This window comes from Geodermatophilus sp. URMC 64, assembly GCF_053502555.1.
The window spans coordinates 4,780,729-4,803,367 of the sequence record NZ_CP199955.1 but is presented as its reverse complement, the minus strand read 5'-3'; the positions used below and the strand labels follow the sequence as shown (position 1 = coordinate 4,803,367).

Sequence of the window (22,639 nt, the reverse complement as noted above, 5' to 3'; positions counted from 1 at the left end):
TACCGGGCTACGCCGTGACGACCTATGACACCCGCGCTGAGCTCGGCGACTCCGACGCCCCGGCCGAGGACCAGCTGACCGAGGCCTTCGACACGATCGTCAGCGAGGGTGCCCAGCGGCTGCACCGCACCTGGCGCGAAGTGCTCTCGACCGGGCTGGCCGGCGGCCTGGAGGTGGCCACCGGCGTGCTCGCGCTGTTCGCGGTCCTCGCCGAGACCGGCAGCCACCTGTTGGCTGGCCTGGCGTTCAGCATCGGCTTCATCGCGCTGCTGCTGGCCCGCAGCGAGCTGTTCACCGAGGGCTTCCTGGTCCCGGTGACGGCGGTGGTGGCGCGGCGGGCGTCGTGGTCGCAGCTGGCCAAGCTGTGGGGCGGCACGCTGGTCGCCAACCTGGCCGGCGGGTGGCTGGTGACCTGGCTCATCATGACCGCGTTTCCCCAGCTGGCGCCCACGGCGATCGAGTCGGCGGTGCCGTTCGTCGACGCGCCCCTGGACCTGCGGGCGGTCTGCCTGGCGCTGCTGGCCGGCAGCACGCTGACGCTGATGACCCGCATGCAGCACGGGACGACGTCGGACCCGGCGAAGATCGTGGCCGCGGTCGCCGGCGGCTTCCTGCTGGCCGGGCTGTCGCTGTTCCACTCGATCCTGGACTCGCTGATCATCTTCAGCGCGCTGCACGCCGGCGCCCCGTTCGGCTACGCCGACTGGCTGGGCTGGTTCTGGTACACCGCGCTGCTCAACATGGCCGGCGGTCTGCTCGTGGTCACCTTCCTGCGGCTGCTCCGGGCCAAGGAGCTCATCGAGCGGGAACGCGCGGTGGCCGCGGACGGTGGCTGACGGCCGCGCCTCCCGCGACTTCGCCGTCCCGGTGGCGATGCTGTCGGGGTGATCGAGCTCGACGGCCTCACCAAGCGCTACGGCGCGCGGGTCGCCGTCGACGACCTGACCGTGCGGATCGAGCCCGGCCGGGTCACCGGCTTCCTCGGCCCCAACGGCTCCGGCAAGACGACGACGATGCGCTGCATCGTCGGCCTCACCCGGCCCACCGCGGGGACGGCGACCGTGCTCGGCATGCCCTACCGCGACGTGGACTCGCCGCTGCGGCGGGTCGGGGCGCTGATCGACCCGCGCGCCCGGCACCCCCGGCGGCGGGCGTGCGCGCACCTGCGGGCGCTGGCGCAGAGCAACGGACTGCCGCGGCACCGGGCCGACGACCTGCTGGAGCTGGTCGGCCTCGCCGACGTCGCCGACGAGAAGGTCGGCGGCTTCTCCCTCGGCATGGGGCAGCGGCTGGGCATCGCCGCCGCGCTGCTCGGGGACCCCGACGTCCTGCTGCTCGACGAGCCGGTCAACGGTTTGGACCCCGAGGGGATCCGCTGGGTCCGCCAGCTGCTGCGCGACCTGGCCGCCGAGGGGCGCACCGTCCTGGTCTCCAGCCATCTCATGAGCGAGATGGAGGACACCGCCGACCACCTGGTCGTCCTCGGCCGCGGGCGGCTGCTCGCCGACGTCCCGATCGAGGAGCTGCTCGGCGCGCGGGCGGGGGTCCGCGTGCGCACGCCGGGGTCCCGGCTGCTGGCGGCCGCGCTGACCCGGACGGGCGCGCAGGTGGCCCTGGAGGACGACGGCGCGCTGCGCGTCACCGGGATGGAGGTCTCCGCGGTCGGGGAGGTGGCGTTCGCCGCCGGTGTGCCGGTGCACGAGCTCGCCCGCGTCACCGCGTCGCTGGAGTCGGCCTACCTGGCGCTGACCGGCGACGAGGTCGAGTACCGGGCGGGTGCCCGGTGAACCTGCTCGCCGCCGAGTGGACGAAGCTGCGCTCGCTGTCGTCCACCTGGGTGTGCACCGCGGTCTACCTGGTCGCCGCGCTGGCGCTCGGCTGGCTGGCCGCGGCGACCACCGACCGGGCGCCCAGCGCGGAGGTCGCCATCTCCGGCGCGCTGACCGGCTTCGGCTTCGCCCAGCTGGTGCTCGTCGTCCTCGGGGTGCTGGCCGGCGCCGGCGAGTTCACCACCGGCCTGGCGGTGGCGTCGTTCACCGCGGTGCCGCGGCGCAGCCGGCTGCTGGCCGCGAAGACCGCCGTCGTGGCCGGCTGGTGCGCTCTGCTCACCGCCGTCGCCGCCGCGGGGTGCGGACTGGCCGCGCGCACGCTGACGGTGGTGCCCGGCGGGGTCGACCTGGCCGCGCCGGCCGTCCTGCGGCAGCTGCTCCTGCAGGTGGTGTGGGCCGCGCTGGTCGCCGTCCTGTCGGTGGGGCTGGGCACGTCGCTGCGCTCCACGGCGGGCGGGGCCGGGCTGGGCACGGCCCTGGTGTTCGTGCTCCCGCCGGTGCTGGCGATCGCCGGAGCCGAGCGCGCCTCGCAGGTGCTGCCTGCACTCCGGGTGGGGGAGGACGCCTTCCTCGCCGCGGGCACCGGCTGGCCGGTGGGGCTGGCCGTCGTCGGCGGCTGGGCGGTGGCGGCCTGGGCGCTCGCCGCGCTGCTGCTCGAGCGGCGGGACGTCTAACCGCGCACGGCGGCCACGTAGCGGTCCAGCGCGGCCGCCTGCACCGCCCGGCTGACCGGCCCGCCGAGCCGGGCCAGCGGCGAGGCCAGCCGCGAGAACACCCGCGTGGTGAAGACGACGGCGCCGTCCGGCCGCAGCGTGACGACGAAGGCCTCCTCGCCGCTCTCCGGGTGCCCGGGCAGGGTGCCGTAGCCGAAGCCCTGCTCGTCGCCGTCCGTCCGTGCCCAGACGACCCGGCACGGGATGTCGTAACCCAGCCGCCGGAACCCGGCGGTCAGGACGACGACGGTGCCGGCCTCCCGCGGCGATCCGCTCGCCCGCACGCGCAGGCCGGCGCCGCGCTGCATGCGCCAGTCGAAGACGGCCGCCACGGCCCGGTCGAACGCGGCGCGGCCCTCGCCGACCACCGCCGTGCGTTCCGCGTGCGCGTAGCCGGGCGGCAGCGGTCCCTCCCTCGTCGCGCCGACCTCGGCGTAGGTGAACGGCGCGGCGGCGAGCCGGTCCAGGTCGGCGGCTCGGAACAGGCCCACGTCGTCACCCTGCCTGCCGGTAACGTCTCGCGCACTGTGCTGCCCGACGTCACCGCCACCCGCTACGTCACCCCGCTGCGCGAAGGTGGCTCGCTGCCGGGGCTCATGGAGGCCGACGACCTCGGCACCTACGTGGTCAAGTGGCGCGCCGCGGGCCAGGGCGTGAAGGTGCTGGTCGCCGAGGTGGTCTGCGGCGAGCTCGCCCGCGCGCTGGACCTGCCCGTGCCCGCGCTCGTGACCGTCGACGTCGCCGCGGAGCTCGCCGTGGGCGAGCCGGACGTCGAGGTGCAGGAGCTGATGCAGCGCTCCGCAGGCCGCAACCTCGGCCTGGACTACCTGCCCGGCGCGCTGGACTTCGAGGCGGGGGTGGCGTCGGTCGAGCCGGCGCTGGCCGGGCGGGTGCTCTGGCTCGACGCGCTGATCGGCAACGTCGACCGGTCGTGGCGCAACCCGAACATGCTCTTCTGGCACGGCTCGCTGTACCTGATCGACCACGGGGCCGCGCTGACCTTCCACCACCACTGGCCGGGCGCGGCGGCCGCGGTCGAGCGGCCCTACGACGCGACGCAGCACGCCCTGATCGAGTGCGCGCCGGACGTCGCCGGAGCCGACGACGCCCTGGCTGCGCGCGTGACCGGCCGGCTGCTGGAGGGCGTGCTCGCGCTGGTGCCCGACGAGTGGCTCGAGGGTCCGTCGCCGGACGACCCGCCGGAGGCCGTCCGCACGCGCTACGTGGAGCAGCTGCTCGCCCGCCTGGGCGCCCGAGATTCGTGGCTGCCCGGGGTCGTGGCCGCGGCCGCGGCGGGCGGCGCCGGGCGGCGGCGGGCGCCGCGCGGGGAGAACCGGCCGGGATGGCTGGGGCCGCCGCCGCCCGAGGGGGTGACCCAGCGGTGAGGTCCGCCCCTCGGAGAGATGTGTTCGAGTACGCGGTGCTGCGGGTCGTGCCGCGCGTGGAGCGCGGCGAGGTGCTCAACGCCGGCGTCCTCGTGTACTGCCGCCAGCGGGACTACCTGGGCTCGCGGGTGCACCTCGACGCCGACCGGCTCCGGGCGCTGGACCCGACGGCGGACGCCGGCGCGATCGGGCGGGCGCTGCAGGCGGCGGCCGACGTCTGCGCCGCCGATCCGGTCGCCGGCGCGGCCGGCCGGGAGGCGCTGGGCTCGCGGTTCCGCTGGCTGACCGCGCCGCGCAGCACCGTCGTCCAGCCGGGGCCGGTGCACACCGGGCTGACCGACGACCCGGACGCCGAGGCCGACCGGCTGTTCCGGCTGCTGGTCCTGCCCGTCGAGCGGTGAGGTCGGCCCGCGGTCCCGCCTGGGCGGCGGCCGCGCTCGCGTTCGCCTACGCCGCGGTCAGCGCCTACTGGACGGCGGGTGGCACCGCGCTGCTGGACACGGTGGGCGGCGGACTGGAGCGCCTGGCGCGCGGCGGCGGAGCGGCGGGCGTGGTGCTGGGACTGGTCACCGTGCTGGCCAAGCTCGCCGGCGGGGTGCTGGCCCTGGCGCTGGTCCGGCCGTTCGGCGCCCGGGTGCCGGCGCTCCTGCTGGCGCGTACCGCGCTGGCCGTCGGCGTCGCCCTCGCCCTGTACGGGGCCGCCCAGATGCTGCTCGGCGGGCTCGCGCTGACCGGTCTGCTCGGCGAGCCGGCGGACCCCCGGGCGCTGCGCTGGCACGTGCTGCTCTGGGACCCCTGGTTCCTGCTCTGGGGGCTGCTGCTCCTCATCGCCGTCCGCCGACGGCGCCGTCCTGCCGGAGCCCCTGTCCAGGGCTGAGCCGTATCAGGCCGCTCACGGCGAGTCACCCGCGGCCCCGTCGTGTCGGCGTCCTGAGCGTGACCGGGCCGCGCCACCGGGACGCGCCGGGCCCGAAATGGTGGTCCACGTCGTGGACCTGCCCTTACGCTCCCGCACCGTTGCCGAGACGAAGACGTATCGCGGAGCACGCGTGTCGTTGCCCGAGGTGACGGGGGGAAGGGGAACGGCGCCGCCCGCCGATGGGGGAGCGCCTGGTGTCCGACCTGTTGTCCGCCTTCGCCCGTGACTGGCACCTGTTCGTCCCGATCGGGGTCATCGGGATCCTCTCCTGGTCGATCTGGCTGATCCGCAAGCTGCTGTCCAACCGGTACCGGTCGGTGGTCAACGACTTCCGGACGACGACGTCGGTCGTCGTGCCCTCGTTCCGGGAGGACCCCGACGTCCTCGAGCGCTGCCTGGACACCTGGCTGGCCCAGCGGCCGACCGAGGTGATCGTGGTCCTGGACGTGCAGGACCGGGAGGCGCAGCGCCGGCTCGAGCAGCGGCGGGAGCCGCGGCTGACGGTCATCGTCTTCCCGCACCGGGGCAAGCGCTCCGCCCTGGGGGTCGGCATCCGGGCGGCCCGCGGCGAGGTGCTCGTGCTGTGCGACTCGGACACCGCCTGGCAGCCGGGCCTGCTCTCCGCCGTCCAGATGCCCTTCGCCGACCTCCGGGTGGGCGCGGTCGGCACCCGGCAGAACGTCTACCGGCCGGGCTGGAACGTCTGGCGGCGGGTGGCGGACTGGATCATCGACCTGCGGTACCTGGACTACGTGCCGGCCACGGGCCTGGCCGGCGCGGTCGTCTGCGTCTCCGGCCGGACGGCGGCCTACCGGCGCAGCGCCGTCGTCCCCGTGCTGGAGCACCTGGAGCACGAGTTCTTCCTCGGCCGGCGCTGCATCGCCGGGGACGACGGCCGGCTCACCTGGCTGGTGCTGGCCAGCGGGTACCGGACGGTGCACCAGAGCAGCGCGCGGGCGCTGTCGATGTTCCCGAACACGTTCCGGGCGTTCTGCAAGCAGCGGGTGCGCTGGAGCCGCAACTCCTACCGCTGCTACCTGACCGCCGCCTGGAACGGGTGGCTGTGGCAGGTGCCCCTGGTCAGCCAGGTCACGGTGCTGCAGATCCTCTTCACGCCGGTGACCATGTTCGCCGCCGTCTACTACGTGATCCTCGCCGGCACGGGCCCGGCCGGCGTCCGCGGGCTGCTCTTCGCCGGGGCCTGGCTGCTGATCGGCCGTACGATCCGCAGCCTCTCGCACCTGCGCCGCAAGCCCGCGGACATCGTCCTGCTGCCGGTGGTGGTGGTCGTCATCGCGCTGGTGGCCCTGCCGATCAAGACCTACGCGCTGTTCACGATGAACCGGCAGGGGTGGCTCACCCGGCGCTCGGCGCTCGTCGGAGGCGAGGGCCAGGACGAGGCGAGCCTCGCTCCGGGGATGGCCCGGCCCCAGGGTGTGGCGGTGTCCTCGTGAGCCGGTCGCGGGTGCCCTCACGCGTCGCGCTGAGCTGCCTGCTCGTGCTGACCGCCGCCGTCGTCACGGGTGCCGCCGTGCTGCCGACGACTCCCGTGCCGGGCGGCGACCCGGAGCCGGGCGCGCACGCCCCCGGTGCCCGCCTGGCCGTCCTCCGCCACGACCTGGCCGGGGTGCGGGCGGAGCGCCAGAGCCGCCTGCTCGAGGCGGAGGACCGGCGGCTGCTCGACCTGGTCGCCGCGGTCCCGTTCGGTGCGCCGCCGTACACGGCCGGGGCGGGGCGGGACGCCACGGTGGTGCTCCCTCCCATCGGCCGTGACTACGGGCTGCCCGACCTCGAGGCGCTCGGCGCCGCGGTCCGCGCTCCCGACGGGGGCGTGGACGTCGTCCGGCACGTCCTCGTCGCCCCGGGCGCGAGTCTGCGGATCGTCGCGCCGGGCACCACGCTGCGGCTGCGCAGCGACGGCCGCCGCTTCGTCTCGCTGGTCGCGTGGAAGGCCACGCTCGTCCTCGCCGGCGACCCGGGGTCCCCGCTGAGCGTGACCAGCTGGAGCCCCGGGCCCGCGGCAGCCGATCCCAGCCCGCTGGACGGCCGGGCCTACGTGCGCACCGCCGGCGGCAGCATGACCCTGGACTTCGTGCAGGCGCGCGATCTCGGCTTCTGGTCCGGCCGCACCGGTGGGGTGGCGTGGACGGGCAGCCCCCGCGCCGCCACCAGCGGCTCGGTGCGCGGGTCGCTGTTCGCCCGCGGCCACTACGGCGTGTTCGCCTCGGGCGCCCGCGGCCTGACGATCACCGACTCCGCCTTCGTCGACAACGCCGTCGACGGGCTGGGGCTGCACCGCCGCACGGTCGGCACCGAGGTGACCGGCGGCCGCGCGACGGGCAACGGCCGGCACGGCGTCTCGGCCGACATGGGCACCGAGGACGTGCGGCTGACCGGCGTCGACGCCTCGCGCAACGCGGTGTCCGGCATCTCCTTCAGCGGCGCGCCGCTCGCCGACGGGCCGTCCGCGGGCGGCGCCTCCACCCGCATCTTCGGCGGTCTCACCGTCACCGGCGGGCGGGCCGACGGCAACGGCCGCACCGGGGTGCGGATCGTCCAGAGCTCCGCGGTGTCGATCAGCCGGCTCGCCGTTGGCGGCGGCCGGGACGGCGTCGTCCTGGTGGGCACCCGGTTCCCCACCACCGTCCGCGACACGGTGGTGCGGGGCACCCGCCGCTTCGGCATCTCCCTGCAGGACGGCGTCGCGCGGCTCGAGGGCAACCGGATCGGCGGCGGCCGGACCGCCATCCGGCTGGAGGACGCCGACGGCGCGGTACGGGCCAACGACGTGCGGGCGGCCGCCCACTACGGCGTCTCCGTGTCGGGCACGTCCGCCGCGTCGGTCGTCGCCAACACCGTCACCGGCCGCGGCCCGGCCGCGGTGGACACCTACCGCCTCGACGACGACGCCGAGGTCCGGGTCGCCGGCAACGACACCGACCGCTGGACGGTGGACGAGGACGACTGGGTCTACTGGTCCCGCTTCATCCCCCGGCACCCCATGGTGGTGCTGTGGGTCGTCGTCCTGCTGGTGCCGGTCCTGGCCTCGCTGCGCGGCCGGCGGCGACGGCCGGCGCCGGGCACCCTGCCCTACACCGACGAGTTGCGCGCGGCGCCGGTCTTCGTTCCGCGGGCGGCCGGCGCACCGGCCGCATCGGGAGGAGGCGGCGGCGGATGAGCCGGGGGCCGCGGGGTCTGGTCCCGCTCGCCGTCGCCGTGCTCCTGCTCGTCGCCTGCGGGCGCGGCGGGTCCGGCGCGTCGCCCTCCCTGTCGCCGTCCGGGCCGTCGCGGCAGCCCGCTTCCCCGTCCGCCTCGACCGCGGCACCGTCCCCGCCGCCGGCGGCGACCTGCGAGACGGCGGGTGCGGTGGAGGTGCGCTCCGCCCACGACTTGGTCTCCGCGCTCGCCGCGGCCCGGCCCGGGACGACCATCCACGTGGCCGACGGCCGCTACCGCGGCACGTTCGTCGCCACGGCCCGGGGCACGGCCGGCGCACCGATCACGCTCTGCGGCGGCCGCGGTGCGGTGCTGGACGGCGGGGACGTCGACGGCGGCGGCTACACGCTGCACCTGGACGGCGCCGCCCACTGGCGGGTCGTCGGCCTCACGCTCACCGGCGGGCAGAAGGGGCTGATGGTGGACGCCGGCGTGGGCAACCTGGTGGAGGGGCTGCTGGTGCAGTCGGTGGGGGACGAGGCGATCCACCTGCGGACGGGCAGCACGGACAACGTCGTCCGCGGCAACACCGTGCGCGACACCGGGCTGCGCAAGCCGAAGTTCGGGGAGGGCGTGTACGTCGGCAGCGCCGAGAGCAACTGGTGCGACCTCTCCGACTGCCGGCCCGACCGCAGCGACCGCAACCTGGTCGAGGGCAACGACATCGCCGCGACGACCGCCGAGTCCGTGGACGTCAAGGAGGGCACCAGCGACGGCGTCGTCCGCGGGAACCGGTTCGACGGGGCCGGGATGGTGGAGGGCGACTCCTGGGTCGACGTGAAGGGCAACGGCTGGGTCATCGAGGACAACGTCGGCACGACCAGTCCCGAGGACGGATTCCAGGTGCACGAGGTGGTCGACGGGTGGGGGAGGGACAACGTCTTCCGCGGCAACACCGCCCACGTCGAGGGGCCGGGCTACGGCATCAACGCCGCCGGGCCGCGAGGCATGCGGGAGAGCACGACCGTCACCTGCGACAACACCGCGTCCGGTGCCCGCAGCGGCCTGACCAACGTGGAGTGCCGCAGCTGAGCCGTCCTGTCACCGCCCGGGTGTAGACCCCGGGCATGCAGATCGCCGCCGTCGCCGTGAGCGCCACCGACCTGGCCCGCACCGTCGCGTTCTACGAAGGGCTCGGCTTCCGGTTCCCGCCGCTGGAGGCCGGCACCGAGCACGTCGAGGCCGAGGCCGGCGTCCGGCTGATGATCGACACCGCCGCCCTGCTGGAGGGCCTGCACGGCGAGCCGCCGCGGCCGGGCAACACCGCGGCCTTCGCCGTCCTGTTCGACTCGCCGGCGGAGGTGGACGACGCCGCCGGAGGGGCTGCCGGCGCGGGGGGCAGCGTCGTGCACGAGCCCTTCGACGCCCCGTGGGGCCAGCGCTACGCCACCGTCGCCGACCCCGACGGCTACCGCGTGGACCTGTTCTGCCCCCTCCCCGGCTGAACCGGCTGCGATCCGTCACCGCCGAGCACCACCGCGGCGGCAGGGCAGCGGACGACGGTCCCGGGCGCGGCGTCCCGGGCGGCGCGCACCGCCCGTGACACCGCCGGCCAGTCCGCTCCGGGGCCGAGCTCCGCCACGTCCACCGCCGCGCGCCGGCCCAGCCGTCCCGCACACAGCCGAGCGGCCAGCTCCTCCGCGCCGGAGGCCGACCCGAGCGCCGCGACGGCGGCGCCGTCCCCGACCGTGACACCCCACAGCGCCCGCCCGCGGAGCTCCTCGGCGGCCTCGGCCAGGTCGTCGCCGGTCACCGCCACGAGCGCGGCCAGCACGGATCGGGAGCCCGATCCCGCCGCCAGCTCATCGGCGAAGCGGACCAGCTCGCCCAGGACGGCGTCGGTGTCGCCGGCCCAGGCGACGTGGTCGGCGCTGTCGAGCAGCACCAGCCGGCCGCGGGGGAGGCCCGAGGCGAGCGCCCGCGCGCCGGCGACGTCGTAGAAGCGGTTGCGGGCCGAGTGGAGGACGAGCACCGGCGCCCGGACGGCGGGCAGCAGGTCGCGGACGTCCTCGCGGTGGAACAGGCGGTGCAGCTCCTTGGCGCGGGCGGGGCCGGCCCCGAGCTGGCCGGCCCGCTCCAGCCAGCCCCGCAGGCGGGGGTCGTGACCGGCGCTGGGGGCGACCGCGTCGAGCAGGTCCACCCCGCTGGCCGGTCCGGCGTCGATCATCCGCTCGGTCCGGGCCAGCCGATCGCCGTCGTCCGCGGCCGCTGCCCGCGTGTTGTGCAGCACGAGCCCGGCGACCCGCTGCGGGTGCTCGGCGGCCAGCCGGACCGCGGCCGGCCCGGCGTGCTCGTGGGCGTACACGAGCACCCGCTGGCTGCCGACCCGGTCGAGCACGGCCAGGCAGTCCTCCACCCAGTGGTCGTAGGTGAGGGGGCCGCCGGGTGGGTCCGACATGCCCACGCCCCGGCGGTCGCAGAGCACCAGCCGGAACCGCCGCCCGAGCCGCTGCAGGAAGGTGGCCGGCAGGGCGGCGTCCCAGAGCGTGTCGCACGGCAGGAACCCGCCGTGCAGCAGGAGCAGGTCGGTCGGGCCCCGGCCGACGACCTCGAACGCCACCCGGGCGCCGTCGACGTCCACGTACTGCACGTTCGGGCGGTCCGCCGACGGCGCGGGCTCCGCGGCGGGGGCGAGCGACTGGGTCAGGACCGCACGCTCCAGCTGCTGCAGCTCCGCTCCCGGGGATACGCCCAGCTCGCCGAGCCGCGTCCGCGCCCGCCGGTAGGCGGCCAGCGCATCGCTCTGCCGGTCCGCCCGGTACAGCGCGGTCATGAGCTGGGCCCAGAACCGCTCGCGCAGCGGGTGCCGGTGGCAGAGCACCTCCAGCTCGGCGACGAGATCCCCGGCGCGGCCGGCCCGCAGGCCCGCGTCCAGCCGTGCCTCGACGGCGGACAGGCGCAGTTCCGTCAGGCGGATCCGCTCGAGCTCGGCGAACGGCAGGTCCACGTCGGCCAGCGCCTCCTGCGACCCCTCCCACAGGGCCAGCGCCTGCTCGAGGACGGCGACGTGCCCCGCCGCACCGCCGTCCCGCTCCCGGGCGGCGTCTCGCGCGGCGCGGACGGCCCGCTCGAAGCGATGGAGGTCCACCGCGTCGGCGGGCACGGCCAGCCGGTAGCCCCGGGGCACGGTCGCGAGCAGCTCCCCGCCCGCGGTGTCCGGCCCGCCGAGCAGCCGTCGCAGGTTGGACACGTGCACCCGCAGGACGTCGACCGCCCGCGCCGGCGGATCGGCCGGCCACAGGTCCCGCACGAGATCGTCGACCGGCACGGCGTAGGGCACGGCCAGGGCCAGCCGGGCGAGCAGTGCCCGCTCCTTGGCCCGGGTCAGCGGCATCGGTGCGCCGTTCCGGACCAGCCTCACCGGTCCGAGAAGGCACACCGCCACGGACATGAAACGAGTGTGAACCCGGCGGGCAGGTCGCAGTACAGGTCGGCGTCCCACGCTGGTCCCCATGGCCGGGACGTGCGTGATCGGGGCGGGCATCGTGGGGCTGGGGACGGCGCTGCTGCTCGCCGCGGACGGGCACGAGGTCACCGTGCTGGAGCGGGACGGCGCCCCGCCCAGCACCGACCCGGAGGACGTGTGGGCGCACTGGGACCGCCACGGCGTGCCCCAGCTCCGGCAGACGCACGCCTTCTTCGGACGGGTCCGGCAGATCCTGCGCACCGAGGCGCCGGAGGTCCTCGACGACCTCGCGGCGGCCGGCGCGGCGCAGCTGGACTACCTGGGCGAGCGCCCCCGCCGCGCCGGGGACGAGGACCTGGTCGGTATCGGTGTCCGGCGGACGACGCTGGAGATGGTGCTGCACCGGCGCGCCGCGGCGGATCCCCGGATCACGCTCCTACCGGGCGTCGGTGCCCGGCGACTGCGCGCCGTCCCCGGCCGGGACCCCGGAGTGCCGCACGTCGTCGGGGTGCAGACCACTGCCGGCGCGGTCGTGGACTGCGACCTGGTGGTGGACGCCGCCGGGCGCCGCTCACCGCTGCCCCGGCTCCTGGAGGACATCGGCGCCGCCGCTCCGCTGGAGGAGGCCGAGCTCGACGGCTTCACCTACTGGACCCAGTGGTTCCGGCTCTCCGGGAGCGTCGTCCCGCCGGACAGCGCGCTGCCGTTCGCCCACTACCGGACCTTCACGGTCGTCCGGTTCACCGCCGACGACGGCTGGTTCTCCGTCACCGTCGTCGGCGCCGCCCGCGACCGGCTCCTGCGGGGGCTGCGCGACCCGTCGCGGCTGCGGGCTCTGACCGCCGTCCTGCCGCCGACCCGCGACTGGGTCGACCCCGCCGTGGCCACACCCGTGGGCGGGGTCGCGCCGATGGCCAGCATCCAGAGCCGGTGGCGCCGGCTGATCCGCGGGGAGGCGCCGTGCGCGACGGGCCTCGTGGCCGTCGGGGACGCGGTGGCCTGCAACAACCCGATGCTCGGCCGGGGCCTGGCGCTCGGACTGCGGCACGCGCAGCACCTGCGCGACGCCCTGCGGGAGGTCCCGCCGGAGGACGTCGCGCTCGACCACGCCCGGCGGATCGACGACGAGGTGCGCGCCTGGTACGCCGACACCGTCGGCTTCGACCGCAGCCGGCTGGGCGGCATCGGCGCCGCCCTGGCCGAGCCCGGGCGGCTCCCCGAGCCGGACCCCCGTGCCCTCTTCCTGCGAGCCGCCGCGCACGACGACGACCTCTACCGCGCCTTCCTGCAGATCCTCAACGTGCACCGCACGAGCGCGGACGTCTTCGGCGATCCCGCGCTGCGGGCCCGCGTCGCCGAGGTCGCCGCCGAGCTGCCGCCGCCCGCGCCCGACCCGGTCGACCGGGCCGAGCTCGAGCAGCTCCTCGCCGCCTGACGGAGGTCCGCGCTCAGCCGGGGAGCAGCCCGTCGATCCGGCGGGCCAGCGCCAGGTCGTTCTCGGTCACCCCACCGGCCGAGTGGGTGACCAGATGCAGGTGCAGGGTGCGCCAGCGCAGGTCGATGTCGGGGTGGTGGTCCATCTCGTCGGCGACGTCGGCGATCGACCCGATCGCGGCGACGGCGTCCCGGAAGCTCGGCAGTTCGACGCTGCGGTGGAGGCCCTCGCCGTCGCCGGACCACAGCGGCAGACCGTGCAGCGCGGCCGACAGCTCGTCGGGGGAGAGGCGCGATGCCATGCCGCTCATGGTGCCGTGCTGGAGCTGCCTCGTTCCAGGGCCCCGCGGCGCGCGAAGCGCGTCGTGGGGTGGAACGAGGTCCTTCGTCAGGTGTGCAGGCCGCACTCGGTCTTGCCGCGACCCGCCCAGCGCCCGGCGCGGGGGTCCTCGCCCGGCGCGACCGGGCGGGTGCACGGCGCGCAGCCGATGGAGCCGTAGCCGAGCTCGAACAGCGGGTTCACCGGCACCTGGTGGCGCTCGATGTAGGCGTCGACGTCGTCCTGGGTCCAGGCGGCGATCGGGTTGATCTTGATCATCGCGCGCTTGGCGTCCCAGGTGACCAGCCGGGTGCCCGCCCGGGTCGGCGACTCGTCGCGCCGGACACCCGAGCCCCAGGCGGCGAAGCCGGCGAGGGTCCTGGCCAGCGGCTGCACCTTGCGCAGCGAGCAGCACAGGTCGGGGTCGCGGTCGTGCAGCTTCGCGCCGAACTCGGCGTCCTGCTCCGCGACGGTCTGCGGCGGGGTGACGTTCACGAGGGTGATCGGCAGGGCGCTGGTGATCCAGTCGCGGGTGCCGATCGTCTCGGCGAAGTGGTAGCCGGTGTCGAGGAAGACCACCTGCACGCCGGGGATCGCGGTGCTGGCCAGGTGCGCCAGCAGCCCGTCGGCCATCGACGAGGCGATCGCGAAGTCCTCGCCGAAGGTCTCCCCGGCCCAGGTGAGGACGGCGAGCGCCTGCTCGACCGGGTCGGCGATGCCCTCGAAGCGGGCGTCGGCCTCGGCGGCGAGCTCCGGCGTCGGCCGGACGGCGGTCGTCATCCTTGCTGCACTCCTGTCGCGATCAGGCGGACGGTGAACGTGCGCAGGCACGCGCTGCAGCGCCAGGCCCCGGGCTCCTCGTGCGGCGTGAGCTCCTCCTCGCCGCAGTAGGGGCAGAAGAACACGGGCAGGTGCCGCGTCCCGTCCGGCGCGCCCTCGGTCACAGCAGCCAGGCCTCCTCGGCGCGCGCGACGTAGGCGGCGAACGACTCGCCGTCCTGGCGCCGCTCGACGTAGCCGCGCAGCACCCGCTCGCAGTAGTCCGCCGTCTCGGCCTTGGTCACCTTGTGGCCGCGGAACTTGCGGCCGAGGGCGGCCTCGAAGCCGAGGTGGCCGCCGAGGTGGACCTGGAAGCCCTCCACCATCTCGCCGCTGTCGTCGCGGACCATCGAGCCCTTGAAGCCGATGTCGGCGGTCTGGAACCGGGCGCAGCTGTTCGGGCAGCCGTTGACGTTGATCGAGACGGGCGTGTCGAACTCCGGCAGCCGCTTCTCCAGTTCCGCGTAGAGGTCCTGGGCGTGCTGCTTGGTCTCGACGATCGCCAGCTTGCAGAACTCGAGGCCGGTGCAGGCGAGGGTGCCGCGGCGGAACGCGCTCGGGCGGACGAGCAGGTCGTGCTCGGCGAGCGCGGCGATCAGCGGCTCGACGTCGGCGTCGGCGACGTCGAGGATGACCATCTTCTGCTGGACCGTGGTCCGGACCCGGCCCTGGCCGTACCGGTCGGCGAGGTCGGCGATGCGGGCCAGCAGCGAGCCGCTGATCCGCCCGGTGCGCAGCGCGAAGCCGAGGGCGTTGGTGCCGTCCTTCTGCTTCATGACGCCGACGTGGTCGCGCTGGTCGTGCTTCGGCGGCGCGGCGGCGGGGCCGTCGGGCAGCGCCACGTGCAGGTACTCGTCCTGGAGCACCTGGCGGAACTTCTCCGGGCCCCAGTCGGCCATCAGGAACTTCATGCGGGCGCGGTTGCGCTGCCGCCGGTAGCCGTAGTCCCGGAAGATGCCGGTGACGGCGGCCCACACGTCGGGAACCTGCTCCGGGCGGACGAAGACGCCGATCCGCTCGGCGAAGCGCGGGTTGGTGGACAGGCCGCCACCGACCCACAGGTCGTAGCCGACCTCGCCGGACTCGGTCCGCACGCCGACGAACGACACGTCGTTGATCTCGTGCCCGATGCAGTGGTCGGCGCAGCCGGACATCGCCGTCTTCCACTTGCGCGGCAGGTTGCTGAACTCGCGGTCGCCCACGTACTTGGCGACCGTCTCGGCCAGGACGCCGGAGGCGTCGAGGACCTCGTCCTCGAGGATGCCGGCGAGGGGGCAGTTCAGCATGCCGCGCGGGGTGTCCCCGCACGCCTCGGTCGTCGTCAGGCCGACCGCGCCCAGCCGCCGCCAGATCTCCGGGACGTCCTCGATGCGGATCCAGTGGTACTGGATGTTCTGCCGGTCGGTGATGTCGGCGATGTCGCGGCCGAACTCGGTGCTGATGCCGGCGATGACCCGCAGCTGCTCGCTGGTGAGCGCACCGCCGTCGGTCCGCACCCGCATCATGAAATAGGAGTCCTCGAGCTCCTCGGGCTCGAGGACGGCGGTCTTGCCGCCGGGGATGCCCTGGGCGCGCTGGGTGTAGAGGCCCATCCAGCGGAACCGGCCGCGCAGGTCGCTGGGGTCGATGCCGTCGAAGCCGGTGTGCGCGTAGATGTCGAGGACCCGCTGGCGGACGTCGAGCCCGTCGGAGTCCTTCTTCATCCGCTCGTTGGGGTTGAGCGGCTCACGGTAGCCGAGGGCCCACTGACCCTCGCCGCGCTTGGGCCGGGTGCTGGTGCGGGGTGGGGTGGTCACGTCGGACTTCTTCCTGCGCCGTCCGCGCACGGGGCAGCGACCCGGGCGGGGAGGTGCGCTTGGGCCAGATCGGGGTGCGCAGTGTCGCGCGAGGGGACCGGTGTCAGCGCAGGGCGCGACACACGGCGCTGGAGACGAGCGCCAAGTCGATGTGCAGACGCGCGACGAGCAGAGCGCCACGGTCTGTCATGCGCTCCATGGTGTCACACTCCCGCAACACGGCGGCGTGGTTCAGGTCACTCCGCCGTCCATCGCCGCGCGGATGCGGGCGACCGACTCCTCGAGCGGGGTGACCGACGTGTCGATGGTGACCTCCGCGCGGGCCGGCGGCTCGTACGGGTCGCTGACGCCCGTGAAGGCGGGCAGCTCGCCGGCGCGGGCCTTGGCGTAGAGGCCCTTGACGTCCCGCTGCTCGCAGACCTCGAGCGGGGTCGACAGGTGCACGAGGACGAACCGGCCGTGCTGCTCGACCAGCTTCCGCGCGTCCTCGCGGGCCTGCTCGTAGGGGGCGATCGCCGCGACCACGACGGTGCCGCCGTGCTTGACCACCTCACCGGCGACGAAGCCAATCCGGCGGATGTTGAGGTCGCGGTCCTCGCGGGAGAAGGTCAGCTCGCTGGAGAGGTGGGTCCGGACGACGTCGCCGTCGAGCACGGTCACCGGGACGCCGTCGGACTCCAGATCGGTCACGAGGGCGTCGGCGATGGTGGACTTGCCGGCCCCGGACAGGCCGGTGAGGAACACGGTGACGCCGTCGGACATGGGCCCAGTCTTCCTGAGGGCCCGCGGCCGCTGGTCAGCCGGTGCGGCTGTCGCCGAACGAGCGCCAGGCGCTCTCCATCGCGACCAGCTCCGCCACGTGCGAGGGGAACTTGTCGGCGACGACGTCGGCGAGCGTGACCTCGTCGAGCACCCGGCGGTAGGCCTCGCGCGCGGCGACCCAGACACGGGACAGCGGACCCGCCGCTCCGGGGTACTCGACCTCTTCCGGCCGCTGCCCGTGGACGTCGGCGAGGAAGCCCTGCTCCACCCGCATGACCCGGGCGACGGAGATCTCCGACGGCGGCAGCGCCAGCCGGTAGCCGCCCTCGCGGCCGCGCTGGCTGATCACCAGCCGCGCGTGCTGCAGGTCGCCGAGGATGGCCTGGAGGAACCGGTTCGGGATGTTCTGCGCGGTCGCGATCCGCTCGCACGTCAGGGCGTCGGGCGCGACCGCGGCCAGCTCGAGGGCGGCGCGGACGGCGTAGTCGACGCGGGCGGTGATGCGCACGGTGCTCCTTCTCCCGGGTGCTGCGGGTCCATCCTGCCCTGTCTGGGAAGGTGCATCCGTGTTCCAGCTGCGTTTCACCACTCTGGTGGAGGCGCCGCTGACCGTCGCGTTCGACGTGGCGCGCACCCTCGGCCGGCCCTGGACGGAGCCGCTCGAGGAGGTCGTGTCGATCCGGCCGGTGCGCGACGTCTACGCCGCCCGGCGCGGGCGGGGCTGGCTGACCCACTCCCGGCGGTTCTCCGCGACCGGCGCCGGCACGCTCGTCGACGAGCAGGTCGACTGGGAGACCGGCCTGCCCGGACCGCTCGGCGGGCTCGTCGACCAGCTGGTGCTGCGCCGGCGGGTCCTGCGGGCGATGCAGGCCCACCTCGACCTGTACGCGGCCGCCGCGTCGCGCCGCGCGCTCGAGGTGGTGCAGGTGGTCGGCGCCGCCGTCGTGGAGGGCGACCGCGTGCTCGTCGCCCAGCGGTCCGGCGGCCCGTACGACGGCTGCTGGGAGTTCCCGGGCGGCAAGGTGGAGCCGGGGGAGTCGGACCTGTCGGCGCTGGTACGCGAGATCGGCGAGGAGCTCGGCGTCGACGTCGTCCCCCAGGCGTTTGTGGGCGAGGTGCTGCTGGACGGCGTCGTCGCGGGCGGCGAACCGGGCGCCTCGACCCTGCGGGTGTGGTGGGCGCGGCTGGCCGGGGGAGAGCTGGTGGCCCGCGAGCACGCCGAGCTGCGCTGGGTGCGCGCCGACGAACTCGACGACCTCGACTGGATCCCCGCCGACCGCCCGCTCCTCCCCGACGTCAAGGCCCTCCTCGCCCGCACCTGACGCACTTTTTCGGGCTGATCCACGGCGGATTTTCGGGCTGACCCACGTCGCGCCGACCCTGTGGACGGACGCATCGCCACACGTCCCGGCTGCGACAGGCTGGCGGCGTGACATCGCACCGGCGGTTCCTCGGGGGCCTCTTTCTCGGTTCGCATGCCGTGGCTGAGGGGCTCCTCACCCGGAGGCAGCTGGAGTCCGGGGTCTTCCGCCGGGTCATGCACAACGTGTACGTGGATCCTTCGATGGTTGACGACCACCGGCTGAGAGCCCGTGCCGCCGCACTGGTCATGCCGCCGGAGGCGGCGATCGGCGGTCGCTCAGCTGCCGCATGGTTCGGTGCTCCGTTCGCCGGCCTCGCCGACCCCGTGCTGGTGATCGCACCGCGAGGATCCACCTGGGACGGACCGCGCGGCGTTCGCGTGCACAAGACCGATCTCCGGCCCTCGGAGGTCTGGACGACGGATGACGGCGTCCGGCTCACGACTGCTCGGCGGACGGCGTGGGACATCGCGACGATCGAGACCTTGCCGACGGCCGTGGCCCTGCTCGACGGGATGCTCAGGGACTCGAAGCTCGACGACGGTCCGCTGACCGAGCGAGCGCTGGCTGACGAATTCGACGCGCGCCGAGGCCGGTGGGGGAGCAAGAGGGCGCAGGCCGTCCTCCCGCTGGTCGACGGCAGGGCGATGAGTCCGCCGGAGTCCCGTGTCCGGGTCGCCTGCGTGCGGGCCGGCCTGCCACGTCCCGTGCCGCAGTTCGAGGTGTGGGTGGATGGCGTCTTCCTCGGCCAGGTCGACCTCGCGTGGCCGGAGGCGAAGCTGATCATCGAATACGAGGGCGCCTACCACTTCGACGAGCTGCAGATCCGCAGGGACGATGCGCGTTATGAGCGCCTGGTCGCCGCGGGGTGGCGCGTCATCCGGCTCAGTTCGTTCGATCTGCACGACCCTGCCTCGGTGGTGAGCAGGGTTGCCGAGGCCCTGGCGGAGTCCGACGCTGTCGGTTGATGTGCCCGCGGTGGTTTAGCCCGAAAAGCCGCGGTGGTTCAGCCCGAAAAGGCGCGGCGGGTCAGCCCGAAAAATCGGGGGCGCGGGAGGGCGCCGGTCCCGGCGAGCGGGACCGGCGCCCCTTGCGTGTGTCGCCGGTGACGAGGGCTTACTTGAAGGCGTCCTTCACCTTCTCGCCGGCCTGCTTGAGGCTGCCGGCCGTCTTGTCCTTCTCGCCCTCGGCCTGAAGGTCGCGGTCGTTGGTGGCCGCGCCGGCCGCCGACTTCGCCCGGCCGGCCAGCTCCTGCGCCTTGTTCTCCATCTTGTCGCTCATCGGATGAGACCTCCTCTGATCCGCTGGAGCCGTTGCGATACCCGCGCGCCGCCGCGCCGACACACGGAGCTTCCACGGCGATCTGCCGAAAGGTCTGCTGAGCTGAGGGTCATGGGCCGGAAGTGGTCTCGTTCCACGCCCGTGACACGAGCGGAAGTTGAGGCTGGCGGGGCGGGTCGTGGGTGCAGGTCACAAATCGGTGTCGGTCGTGGACGCTCCGTCCGCACCGTGCCTAGGGTCGCCCCGACGTGCGGAGCAGGCCTCTGCCTGCTCGGCGCGCCTTTCGAGTGAGAGTCAGTGCTGGGCACTCGCGGCCCGGCGGCTGGCCGACCAGTCCATTCCCCCCGCGCGCGCGGGACGAGGGAGGCATTGCACGTGAAGTTGAGCAAGCGCCATGCCGCGCTGATCGCCACCGGCGTTGCCGGTGCGATGGCGCTGACCGCCTGTGGGGGTGGTGGCGGCGGCGGCGAGGAGGGCTCCGAGTCCCAGGGCGGCCGCGTCATCTACGGCGAGGCGACCGACTGGCCCGAGAACCTCTTCCAGAGCATCTCGGCCGGTAACGCGACCTCGACGCAGAACATCATGGGCCGGGTCCTCCCCGGCCCGTTCATCGTCAAGCCCGACTTCTCGGTCGAGCCGGACACCAACCTGGTGACCGAGGAGCCCACGCTCGACACCAGTGGCGGCACGCAGACGATCACCTACACGATCAGCGACGACGCCGTCTGGAGCGACGACACCCCGATCAGCGTCGAGGACTTCGCCTACACCTGGAACTCCCAGCGCAGCGCGGACCCGGCCGACGGCGGCTGTGAGTCGGTGCTCTCGACCAACGGCTACGCCAACATCGCCAGCGTCGAGGCCGGCGCCAGCGACAAGGAGGTCGTGGTCACCTTCGCGGAGCCGTACGCCGACTGGCAGGCGCTGTTCACGCCGCTGTACCCGGCGCACCTGATGGCCAACCCGGACCCGGTGGCGCAGTGCCAGACCTTCACCAACGGCTGGCCGATCGCCGACGGCATCCCGAGCGACATCTCCGGCGGCCCGTGGCAGCTGCTCAAGAAGAACATCGACGTCGGCGCCCAGGTCGTCGTCCTCACCCCGAACCCGAAGTGGTGGGGCGAGAAGCCGGCGCTGGACCAGCTCGTCGTCCAGGGCATCGGCAACGACCCGACGACCGCCGTCCAGGGGCTGCAGAACCAGGAGCTCGGGGTCATCTACCCGCAGCCGCAGCTGGACCTGGTGGACCAGGTGGACGCGCTGAAGCCGAACGTCACCAGTGACATCACCTTCGGCCTGTCCTTCGAGCACGTGGACTTCAACACCCAGGACGTGCACCTGGCCGACCCGAACGTCCGCAAGGCGTTCGCCATGGCGCTCGACCGCCAGGAGATCGTCGACCAGACGGTCGCCCAGTTCTCCTCCGACGCGCAGGTCCTCGACAACCGGCTCTACGTGAACAACCAGCCGGAGTACCAGGACAACGCTCCTGAGGAGTACAAGGAGAAGAACACCGACCAGGCCAAGCAGCTGCTCGAGCAGTCGGGCTACACGCTGGGTCCGGACGGCATCTACACCCACCCGCAGCGCGGGCGCCTGGCGATCCAGATCGACACGACGGCGAACAACCCGCTCCGGCAGACCACGATCGAGGTCATGATCCCGCAGCTCAAGGAGGCTGGCATCGAGGCCACGTTCAACGCGAACCCGGACATCTTCGCCGACGTCGACAAGCCGACCAGCCTCGTGGCCGGTGGCTTCCAGGCGGCGCTGTTCGCCTGGGTGTCGACGCCGTTCGTCGCGTCGAACCAGTCGATCTACTACTCGCCGGCCAACGGCCTGGGCCAGAACTACACCCGGACCGGTACCCCGGAGATCGACAACCTGCTGGCGCAGATGGTGTCGGAGCCCGACCCCGACAAGGCCGCCGCCCTGGCCAACCAGGTCGACGTGGCGCTGTGGGAGCAGATGGCGACGCTGCCGCTGTACCAGAAGCCGACGTTCATCGCCTACCAGGCGAACATCCAGAACGTCGAGGACAACGCCTCGCAGGCGGGTCCGCTCTGGAACTCGGAGCAGTGGGCGCTGTCCCAGTGAGATGAGGTGGTCGAGCGCGCTGCCGGCGCGCTCGGCCACCCTCGCCGGCCCGCCCGGCAGCCAGCACCACCGCGGCCCCCGGAGCGCTCCGCCCCGGGGGCCGCGGTCTGCCCGCCCACGGTCTCCCCCGCGGCCCGCGTTCCCCTCGTGGAACCGGCGTGCGCCGGCTCGGTTCCGGCCTCCGTGCACGAGGATCTCCGGTCTCCCGCGCGCCCTGCGGGGGTACCTCCGGGCGTGGGAACCTATCCGCGGAGGACGTTCGCTCCTCGACGTAAGGTGCGCTGATGTTCTTCTTCACGATCCGGCGGATCATCGGGTCCGTCCTCGTGTTGCTGGCCAGCTCTTTCCTGGTCTTCTTCCTGTGCGCGCAGAGCTTCGACCCGCTGGCCCACTACCGGCAGCGGCAGCCGCCGCCCACGCAGGAGTTCCTGAACAACGTCGCCGACCAGCTCGGTCTCAACGACCCGTTCTTCGTGCGCTACTGGAACTGGCTGACCGGCGTGGTCACCGGCGACTTCGGCACCAGCGTCAACGGCACCCCGGTGAGCGGGGAGCTGCTCACCCGCGCCGGCGTGACCAGCCGCATGATGCTCGCCGCCGTGATCCTCGCGGTCCTGCTGGCCGTCATCGTCGGCGTCATCGGCGCGGTCCGGCAGTACAAGCCCTCCGACTACGTCTTCACCTTCATCGCCTACATCCTGATCGCGCTGCCGACCTTCTGGTTCGCCGCGCTCCTCAAGGAGTTCCTGGCGGTGCGGATCAACCGGCTCTTCGGCCAGCAGGTGCTCTACACGATCGGCGAGGAGACACCCGGCATCCAGCAGTTCGCGACCAGCGACTGGGAGATCTTCACCGACCGGCTGGGGCACCTGGTGCTGCCGACGCTGAGCCTCGCGCTGCTCACCTTCGCCGCGTGGAGCCGCTTCCAGCGGGCGTCGATGCTCGACGTCCTCGGCTCGGACTACATGCGGCTGGCGCGGGCCAAGGGCCTGACCTACCGGCGCACGGTGTACCGCCACGGCCTGCGCAACGCGCTGATCCCGCTGACCACCGTGGTGGCGCTCGGCATCGGCACGCTGTTCGGATCGGCAGTCATCACCGAGAAGGTGTTCGTCTGGAACGGGATGGGGCGCTACCTGCTCGAGGACGGCATCGCCAACAACGACATCAACGTCGTGCTCGGTTGGCTGATCGTCAGTGCCGCCGTCATCGTCCTGTTCAACCTGATCGCCGACATCCTCTACGCGGTCCTCGACCCGCGGATCCGCCTGGCCTGACCGGCCCGGTGCGCGAGAGAGAAGAG

At 74.0% G+C, this 22,639-nt stretch carries 23 protein-coding genes and 1 pseudogene; 15 read left to right on the top strand and 9 right to left on the bottom strand.

The features are described 5' to 3' along the window. The first annotated feature begins 14 nt into the window (after positions 1-14). The 3 genes from ACWIYF_RS23540 to ACWIYF_RS23530 are packed head-to-tail and all read left to right on the top strand — an operon-like array spanning position 15 to position 2,503. Positions 15-836 (top strand): formate/nitrite transporter family protein, encoded by an 822-nt coding sequence (locus ACWIYF_RS23540; RefSeq protein ID WP_448625242.1) that lies wholly within the window; start codon positions 15-17, stop codon positions 834-836. Between the two features lie 48 nt (positions 837-884). Further along, the gene (locus tag ACWIYF_RS23535; RefSeq protein ID WP_448625241.1) at positions 885-1,787 is read left to right on the top strand and encodes an ABC transporter ATP-binding protein; all 903 of its coding nucleotides are present in this window, start codon (positions 885-887) and stop codon (positions 1,785-1,787) included. Beyond that, entirely contained in the window at positions 1,784-2,503 is a 720-nt protein-coding gene (locus ACWIYF_RS23530) for an ABC transporter permease (protein ID WP_448625240.1), read from the top strand. Before ACWIYF_RS23535 ends, ACWIYF_RS23530 begins: the two co-directional genes overlap by 4 nt. Here the strand turns inward: ACWIYF_RS23530 and ACWIYF_RS23525 are convergent. After that, positions 2,500-3,033 (bottom strand): DUF1990 family protein, encoded by a 534-nt coding sequence (locus ACWIYF_RS23525; protein ID WP_448625239.1) that lies wholly within the window; start codon positions 3,031-3,033, stop codon positions 2,500-2,502. The genes ACWIYF_RS23530 and ACWIYF_RS23525 overlap by 4 nt on opposite strands. Before the next feature lie 36 nt (positions 3,034-3,069). Here ACWIYF_RS23525 and ACWIYF_RS23520 point away from each other — a divergent pair, with 36 nt between their 5' ends. The 7 genes from ACWIYF_RS23520 to ACWIYF_RS23490 all read left to right on the top strand — a co-directional run bounded on the left by ACWIYF_RS23520 (position 3,070) and on the right by ACWIYF_RS23490 (position 9,507). Then, positions 3,070-3,927 carry a HipA family kinase gene (locus tag ACWIYF_RS23520; RefSeq protein WP_448625238.1) on the top strand — a complete coding sequence of 286 codons (858 nt, stop codon included), beginning with the start codon at positions 3,070-3,072 and terminating at the stop codon, positions 3,925-3,927. Next, entirely contained in the window at positions 3,924-4,328 is a 405-nt protein-coding gene (locus ACWIYF_RS23515) for a DUF3037 domain-containing protein (protein ID WP_448625237.1), read from the top strand. Before ACWIYF_RS23520 ends, ACWIYF_RS23515 begins: the two co-directional genes overlap by 4 nt. Beyond that, on the top strand, positions 4,325-4,804 hold the full coding sequence (locus tag ACWIYF_RS23510; protein WP_448625236.1) for a DUF3995 domain-containing protein: 480 nt from the start codon (positions 4,325-4,327) through the stop codon (positions 4,802-4,804). The genes ACWIYF_RS23515 and ACWIYF_RS23510 overlap by 4 nt, the downstream gene beginning before the upstream one ends. 236 nt (positions 4,805-5,040) lie before the next feature. Then, positions 5,041-6,300, top strand: a complete 1,260-nt coding sequence (locus tag ACWIYF_RS23505) for a glycosyltransferase (RefSeq protein WP_448625235.1) — start codon at positions 5,041-5,043, stop codon at positions 6,298-6,300. Continuing rightward, on the top strand, positions 6,297-8,024 hold the full coding sequence (locus ACWIYF_RS23500; protein WP_448625234.1) for a NosD domain-containing protein: 1,728 nt from the start codon (positions 6,297-6,299) through the stop codon (positions 8,022-8,024). Before ACWIYF_RS23505 ends, ACWIYF_RS23500 begins: the two co-directional genes overlap by 4 nt. Continuing rightward, positions 8,021-9,094, top strand: coding sequence for a hypothetical protein (locus ACWIYF_RS23495; RefSeq protein ID WP_448625233.1), 1,074 nt, complete (start codon positions 8,021-8,023; stop codon positions 9,092-9,094). Before ACWIYF_RS23500 ends, ACWIYF_RS23495 begins: the two co-directional genes overlap by 4 nt. Positions 9,095-9,129: 35 nt before the next feature. Then, entirely contained in the window at positions 9,130-9,507 is a 378-nt protein-coding gene (locus ACWIYF_RS23490) for a VOC family protein (RefSeq protein ID WP_448625232.1), read from the top strand. On the opposite strand, the gene ACWIYF_RS23485 is transcribed toward ACWIYF_RS23490, so the two are convergent. Further along, positions 9,471-11,423 carry an alpha/beta fold hydrolase gene (locus ACWIYF_RS23485; protein WP_448625231.1) on the bottom strand — a complete coding sequence of 651 codons (1,953 nt, stop codon included), beginning with the start codon at positions 11,421-11,423 and terminating at the stop codon, positions 9,471-9,473. The two genes, ACWIYF_RS23490 and ACWIYF_RS23485, sit on opposite strands and share 37 nt — an antisense overlap. Before the next feature lie 91 nt (positions 11,424-11,514). On the opposite strand from ACWIYF_RS23485, the gene ACWIYF_RS23480 reads away from it, so the two are divergent. After that, positions 11,515-12,903 (top strand): NAD(P)/FAD-dependent oxidoreductase, encoded by a 1,389-nt coding sequence (locus ACWIYF_RS23480; protein ID WP_448625230.1) that lies wholly within the window; start codon positions 11,515-11,517, stop codon positions 12,901-12,903. A 13-nt stretch (positions 12,904-12,916) separates the two neighbouring features. On the opposite strand, the gene ACWIYF_RS23475 is transcribed toward ACWIYF_RS23480, so the two are convergent. The 6 genes and pseudogenes from ACWIYF_RS23475 to ACWIYF_RS23450 form a co-directional block, all read right to left on the bottom strand. Then, complete coding sequence (locus ACWIYF_RS23475) at positions 12,917-13,204, bottom strand: 4a-hydroxytetrahydrobiopterin dehydratase (RefSeq protein ID WP_448625229.1); 288 nt, start codon at positions 13,202-13,204, stop codon at positions 12,917-12,919. A gap of 86 nt (positions 13,205-13,290) precedes the next feature. Next, the gene (locus ACWIYF_RS23470) at positions 13,291-14,001 is read right to left on the bottom strand and encodes a phosphoadenylyl-sulfate reductase (protein WP_448625228.1); all 711 of its coding nucleotides are present in this window, start codon (positions 13,999-14,001) and stop codon (positions 13,291-13,293) included. After that, complete coding sequence (locus ACWIYF_RS23465) at positions 13,998-14,165, bottom strand: hypothetical protein (protein ID WP_448625227.1); 168 nt, start codon at positions 14,163-14,165, stop codon at positions 13,998-14,000. The genes ACWIYF_RS23470 and ACWIYF_RS23465 overlap by 4 nt, the downstream gene beginning before the upstream one ends. Next, positions 14,162-15,835, bottom strand: a complete 1,674-nt coding sequence (locus tag ACWIYF_RS23460; RefSeq protein WP_448625226.1) for a nitrite/sulfite reductase — start codon at positions 15,833-15,835, stop codon at positions 14,162-14,164. Before ACWIYF_RS23460 ends, ACWIYF_RS23465 begins: the two co-directional genes overlap by 4 nt. A 231-nt stretch (positions 15,836-16,066) precedes the next feature. Continuing rightward, a pseudogene (cysC, locus tag ACWIYF_RS23455) lies at positions 16,067-16,600 on the bottom strand (adenylyl-sulfate kinase); the annotation flags it as partial. A 31-nt stretch (positions 16,601-16,631) separates the two neighbouring features. Then, positions 16,632-17,105, bottom strand: a complete 474-nt coding sequence (locus ACWIYF_RS23450) for an RrF2 family transcriptional regulator (protein WP_448625225.1) — start codon at positions 17,103-17,105, stop codon at positions 16,632-16,634. A gap of 58 nt (positions 17,106-17,163) precedes the next feature. Between ACWIYF_RS23450 and ACWIYF_RS23445 the strand changes: the two genes are divergently transcribed. Further along, positions 17,164-17,919, top strand: a complete 756-nt coding sequence (locus ACWIYF_RS23445) for a (deoxy)nucleoside triphosphate pyrophosphohydrolase (RefSeq protein WP_448625224.1) — start codon at positions 17,164-17,166, stop codon at positions 17,917-17,919. 107 nt (positions 17,920-18,026) lie between these two features. After that, a complete protein-coding gene (locus ACWIYF_RS23440) occupies positions 18,027-18,926 on the top strand; it encodes an endonuclease domain-containing protein (RefSeq protein WP_448625223.1) in 900 nt (299 codons plus the stop codon). A gap of 148 nt (positions 18,927-19,074) precedes the next feature. Here ACWIYF_RS23440 and ACWIYF_RS23435 read toward each other — a convergent pair whose 3' ends face one another. Beyond that, entirely contained in the window at positions 19,075-19,239 is a 165-nt protein-coding gene (locus ACWIYF_RS23435; RefSeq protein WP_448625222.1) for a CsbD family protein, read from the bottom strand. A gap of 375 nt (positions 19,240-19,614) precedes the next feature. On the opposite strand from ACWIYF_RS23435, the gene ACWIYF_RS23430 reads away from it, so the two are divergent. Next, complete coding sequence (locus ACWIYF_RS23430) at positions 19,615-21,336, top strand: ABC transporter family substrate-binding protein (protein WP_448625221.1); 1,722 nt, start codon at positions 19,615-19,617, stop codon at positions 21,334-21,336. A 284-nt stretch (positions 21,337-21,620) separates the two neighbouring features. Further along, the gene (locus ACWIYF_RS23425) at positions 21,621-22,613 is read left to right on the top strand and encodes an ABC transporter permease (RefSeq protein ID WP_448625220.1); all 993 of its coding nucleotides are present in this window, start codon (positions 21,621-21,623) and stop codon (positions 22,611-22,613) included. Positions 22,614-22,639: the final 26 nt, after the last annotated feature.